The 16,520-nt window shown below is 39.4% G+C and carries 14 protein-coding genes; 1 reads left to right on the plus strand and 13 read right to left on the minus strand.

Features of this window, described 5'->3' with window-relative positions; genetic code table 11:
* Positions 1-47 precede the first annotated feature (47 nt).
* The 5 genes from rho to spo0F all read right to left on the minus strand — a co-directional run bounded on the left by rho (position 48) and on the right by spo0F (position 5,819).
* A complete protein-coding gene (gene rho / locus ACUL40_RS18890; protein ID WP_001053903.1) occupies positions 48-1,319 on the minus strand; it encodes a transcription termination factor Rho in 1,272 nt (423 codons plus the stop codon).
* A gap of 359 nt (positions 1,320-1,678) precedes the next feature.
* The gene (gene glpX / locus ACUL40_RS18895; protein ID WP_000442340.1) at positions 1,679-2,644 is read right to left on the minus strand and encodes a class II fructose-bisphosphatase; all 966 of its coding nucleotides are present in this window, start codon (positions 2,642-2,644) and stop codon (positions 1,679-1,681) included.
* A gap of 116 nt (positions 2,645-2,760) precedes the next feature.
* A complete protein-coding gene (gene murA / locus ACUL40_RS18900; protein WP_000413254.1) occupies positions 2,761-4,050 on the minus strand; it encodes a UDP-N-acetylglucosamine 1-carboxyvinyltransferase in 1,290 nt (429 codons plus the stop codon).
* Between the two features lie 332 nt (positions 4,051-4,382).
* The gene (locus tag ACUL40_RS18905) at positions 4,383-5,240 is read right to left on the minus strand and encodes a class II fructose-bisphosphate aldolase (protein ID WP_001131855.1); all 858 of its coding nucleotides are present in this window, start codon (positions 5,238-5,240) and stop codon (positions 4,383-4,385) included.
* A 210-nt stretch (positions 5,241-5,450) separates the two neighbouring features.
* Positions 5,451-5,819, minus strand: coding sequence for a sporulation initiation phosphotransferase Spo0F (gene spo0F / locus ACUL40_RS18910; RefSeq protein ID WP_000398594.1), 369 nt, complete (start codon positions 5,817-5,819; stop codon positions 5,451-5,453).
* Between the two features lie 201 nt (positions 5,820-6,020).
* Between spo0F and ACUL40_RS18915 the strand changes: the two genes are divergently transcribed.
* Positions 6,021-6,545 (plus strand): DUF2529 domain-containing protein, encoded by a 525-nt coding sequence (locus tag ACUL40_RS18915; RefSeq protein ID WP_000912402.1) that lies wholly within the window; start codon positions 6,021-6,023, stop codon positions 6,543-6,545.
* Positions 6,546-6,576: 31 nt separating this feature from the next.
* Here ACUL40_RS18915 and pyrG read toward each other — a convergent pair whose 3' ends face one another.
* The 8 genes from pyrG to ACUL40_RS18955 all read right to left on the minus strand — a co-directional run bounded on the left by pyrG (position 6,577) and on the right by ACUL40_RS18955 (position 16,499).
* Entirely contained in the window at positions 6,577-8,184 is a 1,608-nt protein-coding gene (pyrG, locus tag ACUL40_RS18920) for a CTP synthase (RefSeq protein ID WP_000170460.1), read from the minus strand.
* Positions 8,185-8,441: 257 nt separating this feature from the next.
* Positions 8,442-8,978 carry a DNA-directed RNA polymerase subunit delta gene (gene rpoE / locus ACUL40_RS18925; protein WP_445422776.1) on the minus strand — a complete coding sequence of 179 codons (537 nt, stop codon included), beginning with the start codon at positions 8,976-8,978 and terminating at the stop codon, positions 8,442-8,444.
* Between the two features lie 154 nt (positions 8,979-9,132).
* Positions 9,133-9,762, minus strand: coding sequence for a TetR/AcrR family transcriptional regulator (locus ACUL40_RS18930; RefSeq protein WP_000238605.1), 630 nt, complete (start codon positions 9,760-9,762; stop codon positions 9,133-9,135).
* Positions 9,763-9,828: 66 nt separating this feature from the next.
* Entirely contained in the window at positions 9,829-10,968 is a 1,140-nt protein-coding gene (acdA, locus tag ACUL40_RS18935; protein WP_000545544.1) for an acyl-CoA dehydrogenase AcdA, read from the minus strand.
* Between the two features lie 21 nt (positions 10,969-10,989).
* Entirely contained in the window at positions 10,990-12,120 is a 1,131-nt protein-coding gene (locus ACUL40_RS18940; protein ID WP_001011179.1) for an acyl-CoA dehydrogenase, read from the minus strand.
* A gap of 73 nt (positions 12,121-12,193) precedes the next feature.
* Positions 12,194-13,045, minus strand: a complete 852-nt coding sequence (locus tag ACUL40_RS18945; RefSeq protein WP_000538874.1) for a 3-hydroxybutyryl-CoA dehydrogenase — start codon at positions 13,043-13,045, stop codon at positions 12,194-12,196.
* A 49-nt stretch (positions 13,046-13,094) separates the two neighbouring features.
* Complete coding sequence (locus tag ACUL40_RS18950) at positions 13,095-14,378, minus strand: acetyl-CoA C-acetyltransferase (protein WP_002195957.1); 1,284 nt, start codon at positions 14,376-14,378, stop codon at positions 13,095-13,097.
* A 9-nt stretch (positions 14,379-14,387) separates the two neighbouring features.
* Positions 14,388-16,499, minus strand: coding sequence for a heterodisulfide reductase-related iron-sulfur binding cluster (locus tag ACUL40_RS18955; protein WP_001086776.1), 2,112 nt, complete (start codon positions 16,497-16,499; stop codon positions 14,388-14,390).
* Between the last annotated feature and the right edge of the window lie 21 nt (positions 16,500-16,520).

Consider the following 16,520-nt stretch of genomic DNA (forward strand, 5'->3'; position numbering starts at 1 on the left):
TAAAAAACTCGCTTACTATAAAATAAGCGAGTCTTGATTTTTTCCCTTTACTTAGTTGTTACATACCTTTTCGAGTCTGCAACAATGTTTTGTAAAAACTCTTCATTTGTCTTCGTTTGACGAAGCTTACGTAAGAAACTTTCAACAAAGTCTGGTGTATCACGCATTGTCTTACGAATGCCCCATAACTTGTCTAAATGTTCTTTTGGAATTAATAGATCTTCTTTACGTGTACCAGAACGACGAATATCAATCGCTGGGAAGATACGACGTTCAGCTAATGAACGATCTAAGTGAAGTTCCATATTTCCAGTTCCTTTAAATTCCTCGTAAATAACATCGTCCATACGTGATCCTGTATCAACAAGGGCTGTTGCTAAAATTGTTAAGCTACCGCCTTCTTCAATATTACGTGCAGCTCCAAAGAAACGCTTCGGTCTATGGAAGGCAGCTGGATCGATACCACCTGATAATGTTCTACCACTTGGTGGAATAACGAGGTTGTAAGCTCGAGCTAAACGGGTAATACTATCCATTAAAATGATAACATCTTTCTTGTGCTCTACAAGACGCATCGCACGTTCTAACACAAGCTCAGCTACTTTAATATGATTTTCTGGTACTTCATCAAAAGTAGAACTTACAACATCTCCTTTAACAGAACGTTCAATGTCTGTTACTTCCTCTGGACGCTCATCAATTAAAAGTACAATTAGTTCTGCTTCCGGATGATTTGTTGTAACACTGTGCGCGATTTCTTTTAATAGACTTGTTTTACCAGCCTTTGGAGGCGCAACAATTAAACCACGTTGTCCAAATCCAACTGGTGCGATTAAATCCATGATGCGTGTCGGTAACTTTTTCGGTTCCGTTTCCAATTTCATTTGGCGATCTGGGTATAATGGTGTTAATGCAGGGAAATGCACACGCTCTTTTGCTGAATCTGGATCATCTCCGTTTACAGCTTCAACTTGTAATAACCCAAAATAGCGTTCATTTTCTTTCGGAGGTCGTACTTTACCAGAAACCTTATCTCCATTACGTAAATCGAAACGACGAATTTGCGAAGCTGAGATATAAATATCTTCTGAGCTTGGAGAATAGTTGATAGGACGTAGGAATCCAAATCCTTCTGATTGAATAATTTCTAATACGCCTTCCATGAAAAAGAAACCTTCTTTTTCTGCTCGAGCTTTCAAAATAGAAAAAATCAGCTCTTTTTTCGTTAACTTGCTATAATACGAAATCTTAAATTCTTTCGCAAGCTCGTATAACTCTTTTAATTTCATGTTTTCTAATGCTGCAATTGACAAATTCATTCAGACACCACACTTTAACGTTATTCTCTTTTTTCATGGGTAAAGGGAAAAAATACGGAAGGCAAATAATTAATAATGAAAGGCAATAAGTTCAAGTAGGGTAATATTCACTATTGTAACCCTTTTATCTAGTTTTAATCAATACGTTGGAACACAAATACAAGAAGCGAAGACAAGAAAATTTGTCTTCGCTTCTTATTTAATTTAGTTCCAGCTCCGATAGTTAGAAAGATCGACCATTTTAACCTTTCTGAAGGAGCTGCTTACGCTTTTTATTTAATCTAGCTTCAGCAGCTAGAATGGTCGGTGGCTAGAAGGGTCAGTCATTTCACCCCTTCTGAGCAAGCCACCTCCGCTTTTTACTTAATAACCAAGTTTGGTTTTTTATTTAAGCTATGACGACCATCTACGAAGCGAACTGTGCCTGATTTTGCGCGCATAACAAGGGATTGCGTTGTTCCTACGCTACCTTTAAATTGAACACCACGTAATAGTTCTCCATCTGTTACGCCTGTTGCTGCAAAGATTGCATCGTCACCTTTTACTAAGTCCTCCATGCGAAGGATACGATTAATGTCTTCTATGCCCATTTTTTTACAACGTGCTAATTCAGCTTCGTTTTGTGGCAATAGTTTTCCGTGAATTTCTCCACCTAAACATTTTAAAGCAACTGCTGCTAATACACCTTCAGGTGCTCCACCAGATCCAAATAAAATATCTACACCTGTACGATCAAACGCTGTATTAATCGCTCCAGCTACATCTCCATCATTAATCAATTTAATGCGCGCACCAGCTTTACGAATTTCTTCAATAATTTCTTGATGACGTGGACGATTTAAAACTGTCGCTACAACATCTTCAATATCTTTATTTTTCGCTTTCGCAACTGCACGTAAGTTATCAATAATAGGCGCATCAATGTCGACCGCCCCAACTGCTTCTGGGCCAACCGCGATTTTATCCATGTACATGTCAGGGGCATGTAACAAATTACCGTGGTCTGCAATTGCAATGACAGCAAGAGCATTCCAGCCACCAGCTGCTACGATGTTTGTCCCTTCTAAAGGATCAACCGCAACGTCTACACGTGGTCCATATCCTGTACCTAATTTCTCTCCGATATATAGCATTGGTGCTTCATCCATCTCACCTTCACCAATTACAACTGTACCTTTCATCGGAATTGTATCAAATACATCACGCATAGCTGATGTTGCTGCACCGTCTGCCTCATCCTTTTTCCCGCGCCCCATCCAACGCGCTGATGATAAAGCTGCAGCCTCTGTTACACGTACTAACTCCATAGATAAACTTCTTTCCACGATAATCCCTCTCCTTTAAGCCTTTATATTTCTGCCGTATTTTGTGAACCGTGTTTTTCTATAAAGTGTACTTCCGCAAGTAGTGATGCTTCGCTTCCCCCTTGCGGAAGTATCACTTATGCGTTCTTCATTTCTTCAATTTCTTGCTTTGTCATTTGTTCTCGCCAAATGTTTGCACCAAGCCCTTTAAGCTTGTCCACTATATTCTCATAACCTCGATCAATATGCTCAAGTCCTGTTACTTCTGTAATTCCATCTGCCATTAACCCTGCAATAACAAGTGCCGCTCCTGCTCGTAAATCACTCGCCTTCACTTTTGCACCTTGCAGTAACACAGGACCAGTTACAATTGCCGAACGACCCTCTACTTTAATTTGAGCATTCATACGACGTAATTCATCAATGTGTTTGAAACGGGCACCGTAAATTGTATCTGTTACAACTCCCGTCCCGTGTGCCTTTGTTAAAAGCGTCGTAAACGGCTGTTGTAAATCCGTTGGAAAACCTGGATATACAAGCGTTTTGATATCAACTACTTTTAACTTTCTATTACCGTTCACCGTAATTTGATCATCGTTCGTTTCAACTTGAACACCAGCTTCTCTTAGCTTTGCAGTAACTGATTCTAAATGCTGAGGAATAACGTTATCAACCGTTACTTCTCCTCCTGATGCAGCTCCTAGAATCATATACGTACCAGCTTCAATACGATCTGGGATGATAGTATGGTGACAACCATGTAAAGAGTCAACACCATCTATTCGGATTACGTCAGTACCAGCACCTTTAATACGTGCTCCCATGCTTGTTAACAATGTAGCTACATCAATGATCTCAGGCTCTTTCGCTGCATTTTCAATAACAGTTCTACCTTTCGCTCGTACAGCTGCTAGCATAATATTAATCGTAGCTCCTACACTAACAACATCTAAATAAATACGTGCCCCGCGTAGCTCATCTGCTCTTAAATAGATGGCACCTTGTTCATTCGTAACATGTGCACCTAGCGCTTCAAACCCTTTAATATGCTGATCAATCGGCCTCGGTCCTAAATGACATCCACCCGGAAGCCCAATAACAGCTTTTTTAAAACGGCCAAGCATTGCACCCATTAAATAATAAGAAGCGCGCAATTTTTTCACTTTTCCATTTGGCAAAGGCATTGCAACCATGTTAGAAGGATCGACTACCATCTCTTCCTCCTGTCCATAAGTTACTTTCCCTCCAATTTCCTCTAGTAAGTCCCCTAACATTTTCACGTCCGAAATATTAGGGACACCACCAATAGTTACTGGAGTATCTGCTAAAATTGTCGCTGGAATTAATGCAACGGCACTGTTCTTTGCACCACTTACTCGAATTGTTCCATTTAAAGCTCTTCCGCCTTCAATTAGCAATTTTTCCATATTGAGCTCCCTTCTTGTGAATGTATTTACTTTCTATCTTTTTATAGAAAGCTCCCCTTAAGAATCTCAATTACTCTTTCCATCCCAAAACTCAATAAATAGGAAACCATTATCTTCATTTCTCCTGTAGCACGAATAGATAAAGATCAACTATTCATCGAATTCACTTTATCAATTTAGATACGTTATCACATTTATTAATAGGACTATGCACATTATTTTCTATTTAAAAACCAAAAATGATAAAATCTTTAGACTTGTTCACGCTTTCATTATACAACGAAAGGAAACCGTCTAAAAGACTAGACGGTTTCCAAAACGGAATTTTATTCTTACGCTTTACCGTTAGAACCGAATTCGCGAATTTTACCAATAACAGTTGCTTTGATAGCGTCGCGGCCAGGTCCGATAAATTTACGAGGATCGTAAACTTCTTGGTCTTTGTTTAATACTTCACGAACAGCTTTTGTAAACTCGATTTGGTTCTCAGTGTTTACGTTGATTTTTGAAGTACCTAAAGAGATAGCTTTTTCGATATCAGCAGTTGGGATACCAGTACCACCATGTAATACTAAAGGTACGCCAGTGAAGTCACGAACTTGTTCCATTTCAGCGAATCCTAAGTTAGGCTCACCTTTGTAAGGACCGTGTACAGAACCTAAAGCTGGAGCTAGGCAATCGATACCTGTTGCTTCAACAAGGTGCTTACACTCTGCTGGGTCAGCGTAAATTACGCCTTCAGCGATTACGTCGTCTTCTTGTCCGCCAACTGTTCCAAGCTCAGCTTCAACAGATACGTTACGAGCGTGTGCGTATTCTACTACTTGTTTAGTAGTTTCAACGTTTTCTTCGAATGGGTGGTGAGAAGCGTCGATCATTACAGATGTGAAACCTGCATCAATTGCTTCTTTACATTTTTCGAAGCTTGAACCATGGTCAAGGTGAATCGCTACAGGAACAGTGATGTTCATTTCTTCGATTAAAGCTTTAACCATAGCTACAACTGTTTTGAAACCAGTCATATGACGAGCTGCACCCTCAGATACACCTAGGATTACAGGAGATTTTTCTTCTTCCGCAGCAGCTAAGATAGCTTGAGTCCACTCTAAGTTGTTCATGTTGAATTGACCAACTGCGTATTTTCCTTCTAGTGCTTTGTTTAGCATTTCTTTCATAGAAACTAAAGGCATGGTGAATCCTCCTAAAAAACGTTTTTTGTATCCGATAAGTTCTTATCGCTGGTAGTATGACCAGAATAAGGTAAAATATGTATATCTACATACCGGACTTTTTTCTACACTCAATAGGATAACAACTTGTACTCAAAAACTCAACCGTATTCACCTGCACAATAGTCCATGTAAACGCTTTTTTCCATATTTTTTATAAAAAATTCATTTTTATGCCTCTACAGCGAGCTCATTTCTCACAGCTTGACGAATTTCATCAATATCAAATGGTTTAGCAAAATGCATTAAAGCTCCTAAATCTTTTGCTTCTTGGATCATATCAAGCTCTCCATAAGCAGTCATTAAAATTACTTTAATACTCTCATCAATTTCTTTTACATGCTTTAAAATCTCTATACCATCCATGCCTGGAATTTTCATATCTAACACTACTAAATCTGGATTATCTTTTTTCACGATATCTAAAGCTTGAAATCCATTCGCTGCTTGGAATGTCTGATAACCTTCTTTTTGGAACACTTCATGTAATAACACACGAATCCCATATTGATCATCAACGATTAAAATTTTACCTTCCATAATTCCCAACCTTTCTGTGTAAGTACAAGATTTAAAGCTTCTTATATCTTAACGATTTAATTTCGCTATTCTTTGGCAAATTCCTTCCTATTCTTTCTTATTTTACCGTTTCCTATTTTGTTATGCTACCCTACGATTTCACCTTTCTAAAAAAATAAATTATAATGAAAGCCGGCAAACACGTACGAAGGGAGTAACATTATGTTAAAAATTTTTTCAACTCAATTAAGTGGTTATTTCTCCAGAGTTTCTCAAAAAGAAGAAATGAATATAGAAGATAGCGCTCGTTTACTTGCTCAAGCACTAGTTGGCGATGGTTTCATTTATTTACATGGTACAAATGAAATGGAGGGCGTTGTTGCCGAGGCACTATTCGGTGCTGAACCAATGAAGCAAGCAAAACGCTTATTTGAAAATGGTAAAGAAGCAGAAGTAACCTCTGCGGATCGTGTACTTCTTATTAGCCGTTTTTCAACAGATGAAGCGGTTGTAGAAATTGCAAAAAAACTACAAGAAGAGGGACACTCTATTGTCGGCATTTCTGCTCTTCAAGAAGGTACGGAATCACTCGAACGATATACAGACGTACATATTGATACAAAACTGTTAAAAGGTCTTATTCCAGACGATGAAGGTAATCGCTACGGATTCCCAAGTTTAATAGTAGCCTTATTTGCTTATCACGGGATTAAATTTACAATCGATGAAATGTTAAATGAATATTAAAAAAAGCGCCTTATTTCAGGCGCTTTTTTTATTACTTGCTCTCTTTATTCGTAATAGAAGCTCTTACGAAGTCATGGAACAATGGTTGTGGACGGTTTGGACGAGAAACAAGTTCTGGGTGGAACTGTGCTGCCACGAACCAAGGATGATCTTTTAATTCAATGATTTCAACTAGACGACCGTCTGGGCTTGTACCAGAGAATACAAATCCTTCTTTTTCCATATCCGGACGGAACTGGTTGTTGAACTCATAACGATGACGATGACGTTCATATACAACCGGCTCATTATAAGCATTGTAAGCATTTGTTTCTTCAGCAAGCTTACATGGGTATAGACCAAGACGAAGTGTACCACCTAGGTCCTCTACATCTTTTTGTTCTGGTAATAAGTCGATGATTGCATATGGTGTGTCAGGGTTGATTTCAGAAGAGTTAGCACCTTCTAAACCTAATACATTACGTGCGAATTCGATTGATGCAAGTTGCATACCTAAGCAAATTCCTAAGAATGGAACTTTGTTTTCACGAGCATATTGAATCGCAACGATTTTACCTTCTACACCACGATCACCGAAGCCACCTGGTACAAGGATACCATCTGTATCGCCAACTAATTCTTTTACGTTTTCTGCTGTTACGTGCTCAGCATTTACCCATTTTACTTCTACATCTGTGTCGAATGAGTAACCAGCATGACGAAGTGCTTCTACAACAGAAATATAAGCATCTTGAAGTTCTACATATTTACCAACAAGAGCGATTTTTGTTTTCTTAGAAAGATTACGCACTTTGTTAACTAGAGCAGTCCACTCTGTCATATCTGCAGCTGGATTGTCTAATTTTAAGTGGTCACAAACGATTTGGTCCATATTTTGTTCTTGAAGAGATAATGGAACCGCATATAAAGTATCTGCATCGCGAGCTTCGATAACTGCTTTTGTATCAATGTCACAGAATAACGCAAGCTTGTCTTTCATATCTTGAGAAACAGGCATTTCTGTACGAACAACGATAATGTTTGGTTGAATTCCTAAGCTACGAAGTTCTTTAACACTATGTTGTGTTGGTTTTGTCTTCATTTCACCCGCTGCTTTTAAGTACGGGATTAACGTACAGTGAATGTACATTACATTGTCACGACCGATGTCGCTCTTAATTTGACGGATTGCTTCTAAGAATGGTAGAGACTCGATGTCACCAACAGTTCCACCGATTTCTGTAATAACAACATCCGCATTTGTTTCACGACCAGAACGATATACGCGTTCTTTAATTTCGTTAGTAATGTGAGGAATAACTTGAACTGTTCCTCCTAAATATTCACCGCGACGCTCTTTTTGAAGAACTGAAGAGTAAATTTTACCTGTTGTTACGTTGCTGTATTTGTTTAAGTTAATGTCGATAAAACGCTCATAGTGACCAAGGTCTAAGTCAGTTTCTGCGCCATCATCTGTTACGAATACCTCACCGTGTTGATATGGGCTCATAGTCCCTGGGTCTACGTTAATGTATGGATCAAACTTTTGAATCGTTACGTTTAAACCACGATTTTTTAAAAGTCTTCCAAGAGATGCTGCTGTAATACCTTTTCCTAAAGACGATACTACACCGCCTGTTACAAAAATATACTTAGTCATGAAAAAGCTCCCTTCTATTTTGCTGTTATATAATCACCGTTGCAAAGCGCAACGTATGTAGATAACACTGTATCCATCTTATTGTTAGACTCTTTTTATTTTCTAAACAAAAAACAAAAAAGAAAATTGCTCCCCTCATCACAAAAAGTAATAAGTAGGGAGCAATTTTCTTTTATATTTACACTTTAAAAGTATTATCGTCCTTTTTTAAAGAGCCCAAAAATGATTCTACATGGACGATAATGAAAAGTCAAGAACTACAGTTCTTCCTCTTCTTCTTCTTCTTCAGTTTCGTCATACTCAAGTTCTTCTTCAGCGAAGTCGTCGTCATCTTCGTCTAAATCATCAAGATCGTCGTCATCTCCGTCTTCTTCTTCAAGAACCTTGTCCAAATCTTCTACATCATCATCTTCGTCTTCATTTACATCTGCATCGTCGAAGTCATCTTCATCTTCTTCAATGTAGTCGTCAAAACCGTCTTCTTCAACTTTACGTTTCTTCTTCGGTTTTGGTTGAGGCAAGATTTCTTCATCAATTTGCTCGTATGGGTACCAGCTGCGTAGCCCCCAACGATTTTCTCCTAAATTAATGAAACGTCCATCGATGTTTAAGTCTGTATAAAATTGTGCGATTTTCGCATTAACTTGCTCTTGAGATAGTCCCAGCACTTGAGCGATTTCTTGAACCAACTCGTTGAATGTCGTTGCTTGTTTTTTATCCCCTAAAACGCTATGTACAACTTCAATCATTGAACATTCTTTTAGCTCTTCTGGTGAATATTGCTTAAAATCCACTTATGCGGCACTTCCTTTCATCAAATATAACCTTATATATAACGGCCTGCTTAAAAAAATCCATACTATTCATTATAAACAAAAGTCGCACAAATATGCTACAAAAAAAACGGGAAACTTTTATAGGGTAGTAAAATTATAATTTGTCTGTTCCTTATTTCGGAAGCATATGGGCCCCTTGCAATACATACCTAATTTGCATTTCTGTATATTCTTCGAGCGTATACAGTTTTTGCAGCGCCCAGCGTCTAAATCCCCACATCTGTCCTTGTATAAAAATATTATGGGCAAGAAGCTGTATTTCTTTTTTATTTAATGTAAATGTTCCATTTTCCGTACACTGTTCTAAAATATTCTCGAACATTCCTACCATTTGAAACTCCTTTTCTAATACATACGGAAGTGATTCTTTCGGTAAAAAGCGTACCTCTTGATACATTATCAATACTTCTTCCTGTAATTCATCCATCACTTTAAAGTAATTCGTTATTGCTATCTTTAAACTTTCTACACTCCCTTTTTCTGTACAAACTACTTCCTCTAATCTTTCTTTTACATGTTCATAAATACTATCACAAACTAAATACAAAACATCATCTTTTGTACGAATGTACTCATAAAGTGTCCCTATACTAAATCCAGCCGCTTTTGCAATTTCTCTCGTTGTTGTACGCGGAAATCCTTTTTGTTTAAACAGTTGCACCGCACCTTTAATCATTTGCTCACGTCTTAACGCAACTAATTTTTCATCTTTCACCGATGCATGTACATTATGTTTAACCATTCCCTTCACCTCTCTCTATTATTTTTTGGAAGGAAAAAGCGTAGGAAAATACCTACGCTTTCGTTCCTACTTCGTTAACATACGAGAAATTACAAGCCTCTGAATCTCTTGTGTTCCTTCATATATTTGTGTAATTTTTGCATCTCGCATATAACGCTCTACTGGATAATCTTTCGTATAACCGTAACCACCAAATACTTGCACCGCTTCAGTCGTCACCCTCATCGCTGTATCTCCTGCAAATACTTTTGACATCGCTGACTCTTTTCCATACGGAAGCCCTTCTGATTCAAGCCAAGCCGCTTGATATGTTAAAAGGCGTGCCGCTTCTACATCTGTTGCCATATCCGCAAGTTTAAAGCCAATCCCTTGCTGCGCCGCAATTGGTTTTCCAAATTGATGGCGCTCCCTTGCATATTCTACAGAAGCATCTAAAGCCCCTTGTGCAATACCAACAGCTTGCGCCGCAATACCGTTACGACCTCCATCTAATGTTTGCATCGCAACTTTAAACCCTTGCCCCTCTTCTCCAAGTAGATTCTCTACAGGAATACGGCAATCTTCAAACATAATTTCAGTCGTTGGTGAAGAGCGAATCCCTAGCTTGCTCTCCTTCTTCCCAACTGAAAATCCCGGTGTATCACTTTCTACAATAAATGCACTCGTACCGCGCTGCTTTGATTCAGGATCAGTTAGCGCAAAAACAACGTAAATATCAGCAATACCGCCATTTGTAATGAAAATTTTTGATCCATTTAAAATATAATGGTCTCCATCTCTCTTTGCGATTGTCTTCATTCCACCAGCATCCGATCCAGATCCTGGCTCCGTTAAGCCGTATGCACCAATTTTCTTTCCTTCAGCCATCGGTCGTAAAAACTTTTGCTTTTGCTCTTCCGTCCCAAATTTAAAAATTGGCCATCCCGCAAGTGAAGTATGCGCGGACAGTGTTACGCCTGTTGAAGCACAAACGCGGGATAATTCTTCAATAGCGATTACGTACGCTAAGTAATCGCTTCCAATTCCACCGTACTCTTCAGGCCACGGAATACCGGTTAAACCAAGCTCTGCCATTTGATCAAATAATTCTCGATCAAATCGCTCTTCCTCATCACGCTCAGCTGCTGTTGGTGCCACTTCATTTTTAGCAAAATCTCGAACCATTTTTCTTATCATTTCATGTTCTTCTGATAGTTTAAAATGCATCTCCGTCTCCCCCTCGCCCTTTTATAAAGCACGGCTAATAACAAGTTTCTGTATTTCACTTGTTCCTTCATATATTTGCGTGATTTTCGCATCACGGAAAAATCGTTCTACTGGATAGTCTTTCGTATAACCGTAACCACCGAACACTTGCACCGCCTCAATCGCGACTTCAACCGCTGTCTTAGAAGCAAATAATTTCGCAATAGATGCTTCTTTACCGCATGGTAATCCCTGTGCCCTAAGAGATGCCGCTCTATATACGAGTAACCTTGCTGCTTCGACACTTGTTGCCATATCTGCAAGCTTGAAGCCAATCCCTTGCTGCGCCGCAATTGGCTTCCCGAATTGCTCTCTTTCTTTTGCATAATCAATTGCACAGCCAAGCGCCGCTTCAGCAATTCCTAACGCCTGCGCACCGATTCCAATTCGCCCAACATCTAAATTCGCCATTGCCACCTTAAATCCTTGTCCTTCTTCCCCAAGTAAATTCTCAGCTGGCACTTTCATATCTTCAAAAGTAAGTTGTACTGTACGAGAACCGAGAAGTCCCATCTTATGTTCATCTTTTCCAATGATTAAACCAGGTGTATCTTTCTCTACTATAAATGCAGAAATACCACTTTTTCCTGCCTCTGGATTTGTAGAAGCGAATACAATGTATGTACTTGCTTCACCACCATTTGTAATAAACACTTTCGATCCATTAATAATATAATGATCACCTTTTTTCACAGCTCTTGATTTCAAACTCCCTGCATCTGATCCTGCATTTGGCTCTGTTAAAGCAAATGCACCTAAATATTCCCCAGTTGCAAGTTTAGAAACATATTTTTTCTTCTGTTCTTCTGTTCCGAAATATAAAATCGGATTCATTCCAACTGACGTATGTACAGCTAAAATTACACCAACTGTTGCACTTACCTTTGAGATTTCCTCAATTGCTAGAATGTAAGATATAAAGTCCATTTCTGCCCCACCGTATTTTGCAGGCGCTGGAATACCCATTAATCCAAGCTCACCCATCTTTTGCAAAATCTCTTTCGGGAACACCCCTTGTTCCATACTAGGAACAAAGGGAGCTATTTCCTTCTGTGCAAAATCCCGAACCATTTTCCTCATCATTTGCTGCTCTTCATTAAAACGAAAGTTCATATATTCCGCCTCCATTTGCTATATATCCTTTAAATAATTTGGTAAGACCACTATGTTGTAACAAAGGGGGCATTTATTCGTAAACGTAGAATCCACGACCTGTTTTACGCCCTAACCATCCTGCATTCACATACTTACGTAATAACGGACATGGGCGATATTTACTATCTCCTAATCCTTCATGCAACACTTCCATAATGTATAAACACGTATCTAAACCGATAAAATCGGCGAGTGTCAAAGGCCCCATCGGATGGTTCATACCAAGCTTCATGACTTCATCAATTGCTTCTTTCGTCGCTACACCTTCATATAACGTATAAATTGCTTCGTTAATCATCGGTAGCAAAATACGATTTGATACAAAACCTGGGAAATCATTCACTTCAACTGGTACTTTCCCAATTTTTTTCGTAATATCTTCAATTGCTTCATATACCGCATCATCGGTAGCCAAACCACGAATAATCTCAACAAGCTTCATAACTGGAACTGGATTCATAAAGTGCATACCGATTACTTTTTCCGGACGCTTCGTTACCGCTGCAATTTCTGTAATTGGCAGAGATGACGTATTCGTTGCTAAAATTGCGTGTTCTGGAGCAATTTCATCTAGATTCGCAAAGATTTTCTTTTTAATATCCATTTTCTCAACAGCTGCTTCAATAATAAGATCCGCTTCTTTCACACAATCTAAATCAAGCGTTACTGTAAGACGATTTAATGTGGCTTCCTTCTCTTCTTCCTTCATACGTCCTTTTTCTACTTGCCGTGCTAAGTTTTTCGTAATGATAGCCAATCCTCTATCTAATTGCTCTTGCTTTAAATCTTGTACCTTCACGTCATATCCTGCCATTGCACATACTTGTGCAATTCCTGATCCCATTTGCCCTGCACCAATTACAACAATGTTTTGTACACCCATTTTTTCTTCCCCCTTAATTGTTAATAAATTTTATACCCTCGAACTTTAATTAGTGAACTTCAATCATCACTGCGTCCCCTTGACCGCCACCGCTACAAATCGAAGCAATTCCAATTCCGCCGCCGCGCTGCTTAAGTGCATGGATTAGTGTAACGATAATGCGCGCTCCGCTTGCTCCAATTGGATGTCCCATCGCTACCGCGCCGCCATTTACATTCAATTTTTCCGGATCAATTCCTGCGATTTCTGTACTTGCAATTGCTACCGCTGCAAAGGCTTCATTAATCTCGAATAAATCAATGTCTTCAATTGTCTTTCCTGTTTTTTCAAGCAATGCGTTAATTGCATAACCTGGAGTTCTTGGGAAATCTTTAGATTCCACTGCAATTGCTGTATGCGCCAAAATTGTCGCTAATGGCTTTCTTCCTTCTTGCTTCGCTCTGTCTTCGCTCATTAATACAAGTGCTGCACCACCATCGTTTAGTCCCGGCGCATTACCAGCTGTCACCGTCGCTGTCTTATCAAATACAGGTTTTAACTTTGCTAACTTTTCAATCGTTGTATCTTCACGTGGCGCCTCATCCTTTGCAACGACAATAGGATCGCCTTTTCTTTGCGGAATCGTTACTGGCACGATTTCCTCTTCAAAACGCCCTTCTTTATGCGCTGAAACCGCACGCTGATGGCTACGATATGCCCATTCATCTTGCGCTTCACGAGAAATTCCATCTTCCTTTGCAACTTCTCCGCCATAAACGCCCATGTGTGTACCTGAAAATGCGCATGTTAAACCGTCAGCTACGTTTAAATCAATAACTTCGTTGTTGCCCATTCTGTATCCCCATCTTGCTCCACGTAAAATGTAAGGACTGTTACTCATCGACTCCATACCGCCAGCTACAATCAGTGATTGATCGCCAGTACGAATAATCTGATCCGCTAACGTAACCGCACGAAGCCCTGATGCACAAACTTTATTCACTGTTTCCGTCTGCACTTCCCAAGGGATTCCAGCAGCCCTCGCAGCTTGGCGCGATGGAATTTGTCCCTGCCCACCTTGAATAACCGTTCCAAATATAACTTCTTCAACATCACTAGCCGCAACATTTGCTCTTTCAAGTGCTGCTTTAATTGCAATTCCTCCAAGTTCCGTCGCTTTTACATCCTTTAAAGATCCTCCAAATTTTCCAACTGGTGTTCTTGCAGCACTTAAAATAACTGTTTTACTCATGTTTCTTTCCCCCATTTCATTTTTTAACACTGAGCGCTCGCTCGGTATCCCTACGTTGAGAAGAGGTGCAATCATTGCACCTCCTTCTAAAGTTGTATACATTCTTACAAACTACATTGCTTCTTTTTTCTGTCCGATAACAGATCGTTCTAAAATCTCTGTCACATCAAGAGTTTGAACTTTCTCTTCTACCTCTTTCGCTTTCGTTCCATCACTGATCATCGTTAAGCAATATGGACAACCTGTACCGATAATGGATGGCTGTACAGCTAATGCTTGTTCTGTACGAGCAACGTTAATACGAGAACCTGTTGTTTCTTCCATCCACATTAAGCCACCACCTGCGCCACAGCACATTCCAGTTTCACGGTTACGTGCCATTTCTACAAGATTCACTCCAGGAATCGCTTTCAAAATGTCACGTGGCGCTTCGTACACTTCGTTGTATCTTCCTAAATAACAGGAATCATGGTACGTAACTGTTTCTTCAATAGCGTGAACAGGCTTTAAGCGCCCTTCTTTCACCCACTGAGCTAACAATTCTGTATGATGATAGACTTCTGCTTGCAAGCCAAAGTCCGGATACTCATTTTTAAATGTGTTATAAGCATGAGGATCAATCGTAACGATTTTCTTCACTCCTGCCTTTTCAAATTCTTCGATATTCTTTGTCGCCATCTCTTGGAATACAAATTCATTTCCGAGGCGGCGTGGTGTATCTCCAGAATTCTTTTCTTTATTACCGAGAATTGCGAATGAAATACCTGCTTCGTTCATTAACTTCGCAAACGATATCGCAATCTTCTGACTACGATTGTCGTATGATCCCATTGAACCAACCCAGAATAAATACTCGAATTCCTCCCCAGCTTTTGATTTTTCTTTTACAGTTGGAACTGTTACTTCGTCATCACCTTGGCGCCATGTTTCACGCTCTTTACGGTTCAGACCCCACGGATTCCCTTGACGCTCGATATTTGTCATCGCGCGTTGTGCTTCCGCGTCCATTTTTCCTTCTGTTAAAACGAGATATCGACGTAAATCAATAATTTTGTCAACATGCTCATTCATAACTGGGCATTGATCTTCACAGTTACGACACGTTGTACATGCCCAAATCTCTTCTTCTGTAATAACATCTCCGATTAAACTCGGATCGTAAGCGAGCGTTGTAGACGCTGATTCTTGTTGTCCTTTTCCAGCTGCCATCATCGCTAACTGATTTCCTTGTGTATTATTGAAGGCAACTACTGGAACCCACGGTGCTTTTGATGTTACCGCAGCTCCTTTATCAGTTAAATGATCGCGAAGTTTTAAAATTAAGTCCATCGGCGATAACATTTTTCCTGTTCCTGTTGCCGGACACATATTTGTACAACGGCCACACTCTACACAAGCGTATAAGTCAATAAGTTGATTTTGTCTAAAGTCTTCAATTTTACCAACACCAAATGTTTCTTGCGTTTCATCTTCAAAATCAATCTTTTCAAGCTTCCCTGGGTTTGAAAGACGACCGAAGAATACATTAGCTGGTCCTGCAATTAAATGCGCATGTTTTGATTGTGGAACATACACTAAAAACGTTAACAAAATTAGTAAATGCACCCACCAAGAAAAATAGAACACTGAAATGGCTACGGTTTCATTTATCCCGCTAAAAACGTAAGCGATTGCAGAAGCAATTGGTTCACTCCATGAAAGCTCCTCGCCATGCCAGATAAGTCCCATACCGTTACCAAGTAGCACAGAAATCATTAAGCCACCGATAAAGATAAGAACAAGACCTGATTTGAAGTTACGTTTTAAACGAACAAGCTTTTCTACATAACGTCTATGAAAAGCCCAAAATACTGCAATTAAAATAACAAGTGTGACAATTTCCTGGAAGAATGTAAATGCAGGGTATAGTGGTCCAAGTGGAAGATGTGATCCTGGTGCGAGTCCTTTCCAAACGAAGTCAATTGCTCCAAATTGGACAAGAATAAATCCGTAAAAGAACATAACGTGAATGATGCCGCTTTTCTTATCTTTCAGCAGCTTTTTTTGACCGAAAACATTGACCTTAAGGAGATCCCAACGCTCTTTAAAACGACGGTCAAATTCAATTTTTTTTCCTAATTGTATGTAGGCCATTCTCGTCCGTATAAGATATACAAACAAATATCCTGCATAAGCAATAACAGCAATGGCAGCCAGCCAATTAATGATCAGTAAGCTATTCATTTTTATGCTACCCCTCTCTTT

This window comes from Bacillus sp. KNSH39 (assembly GCF_052656585.1).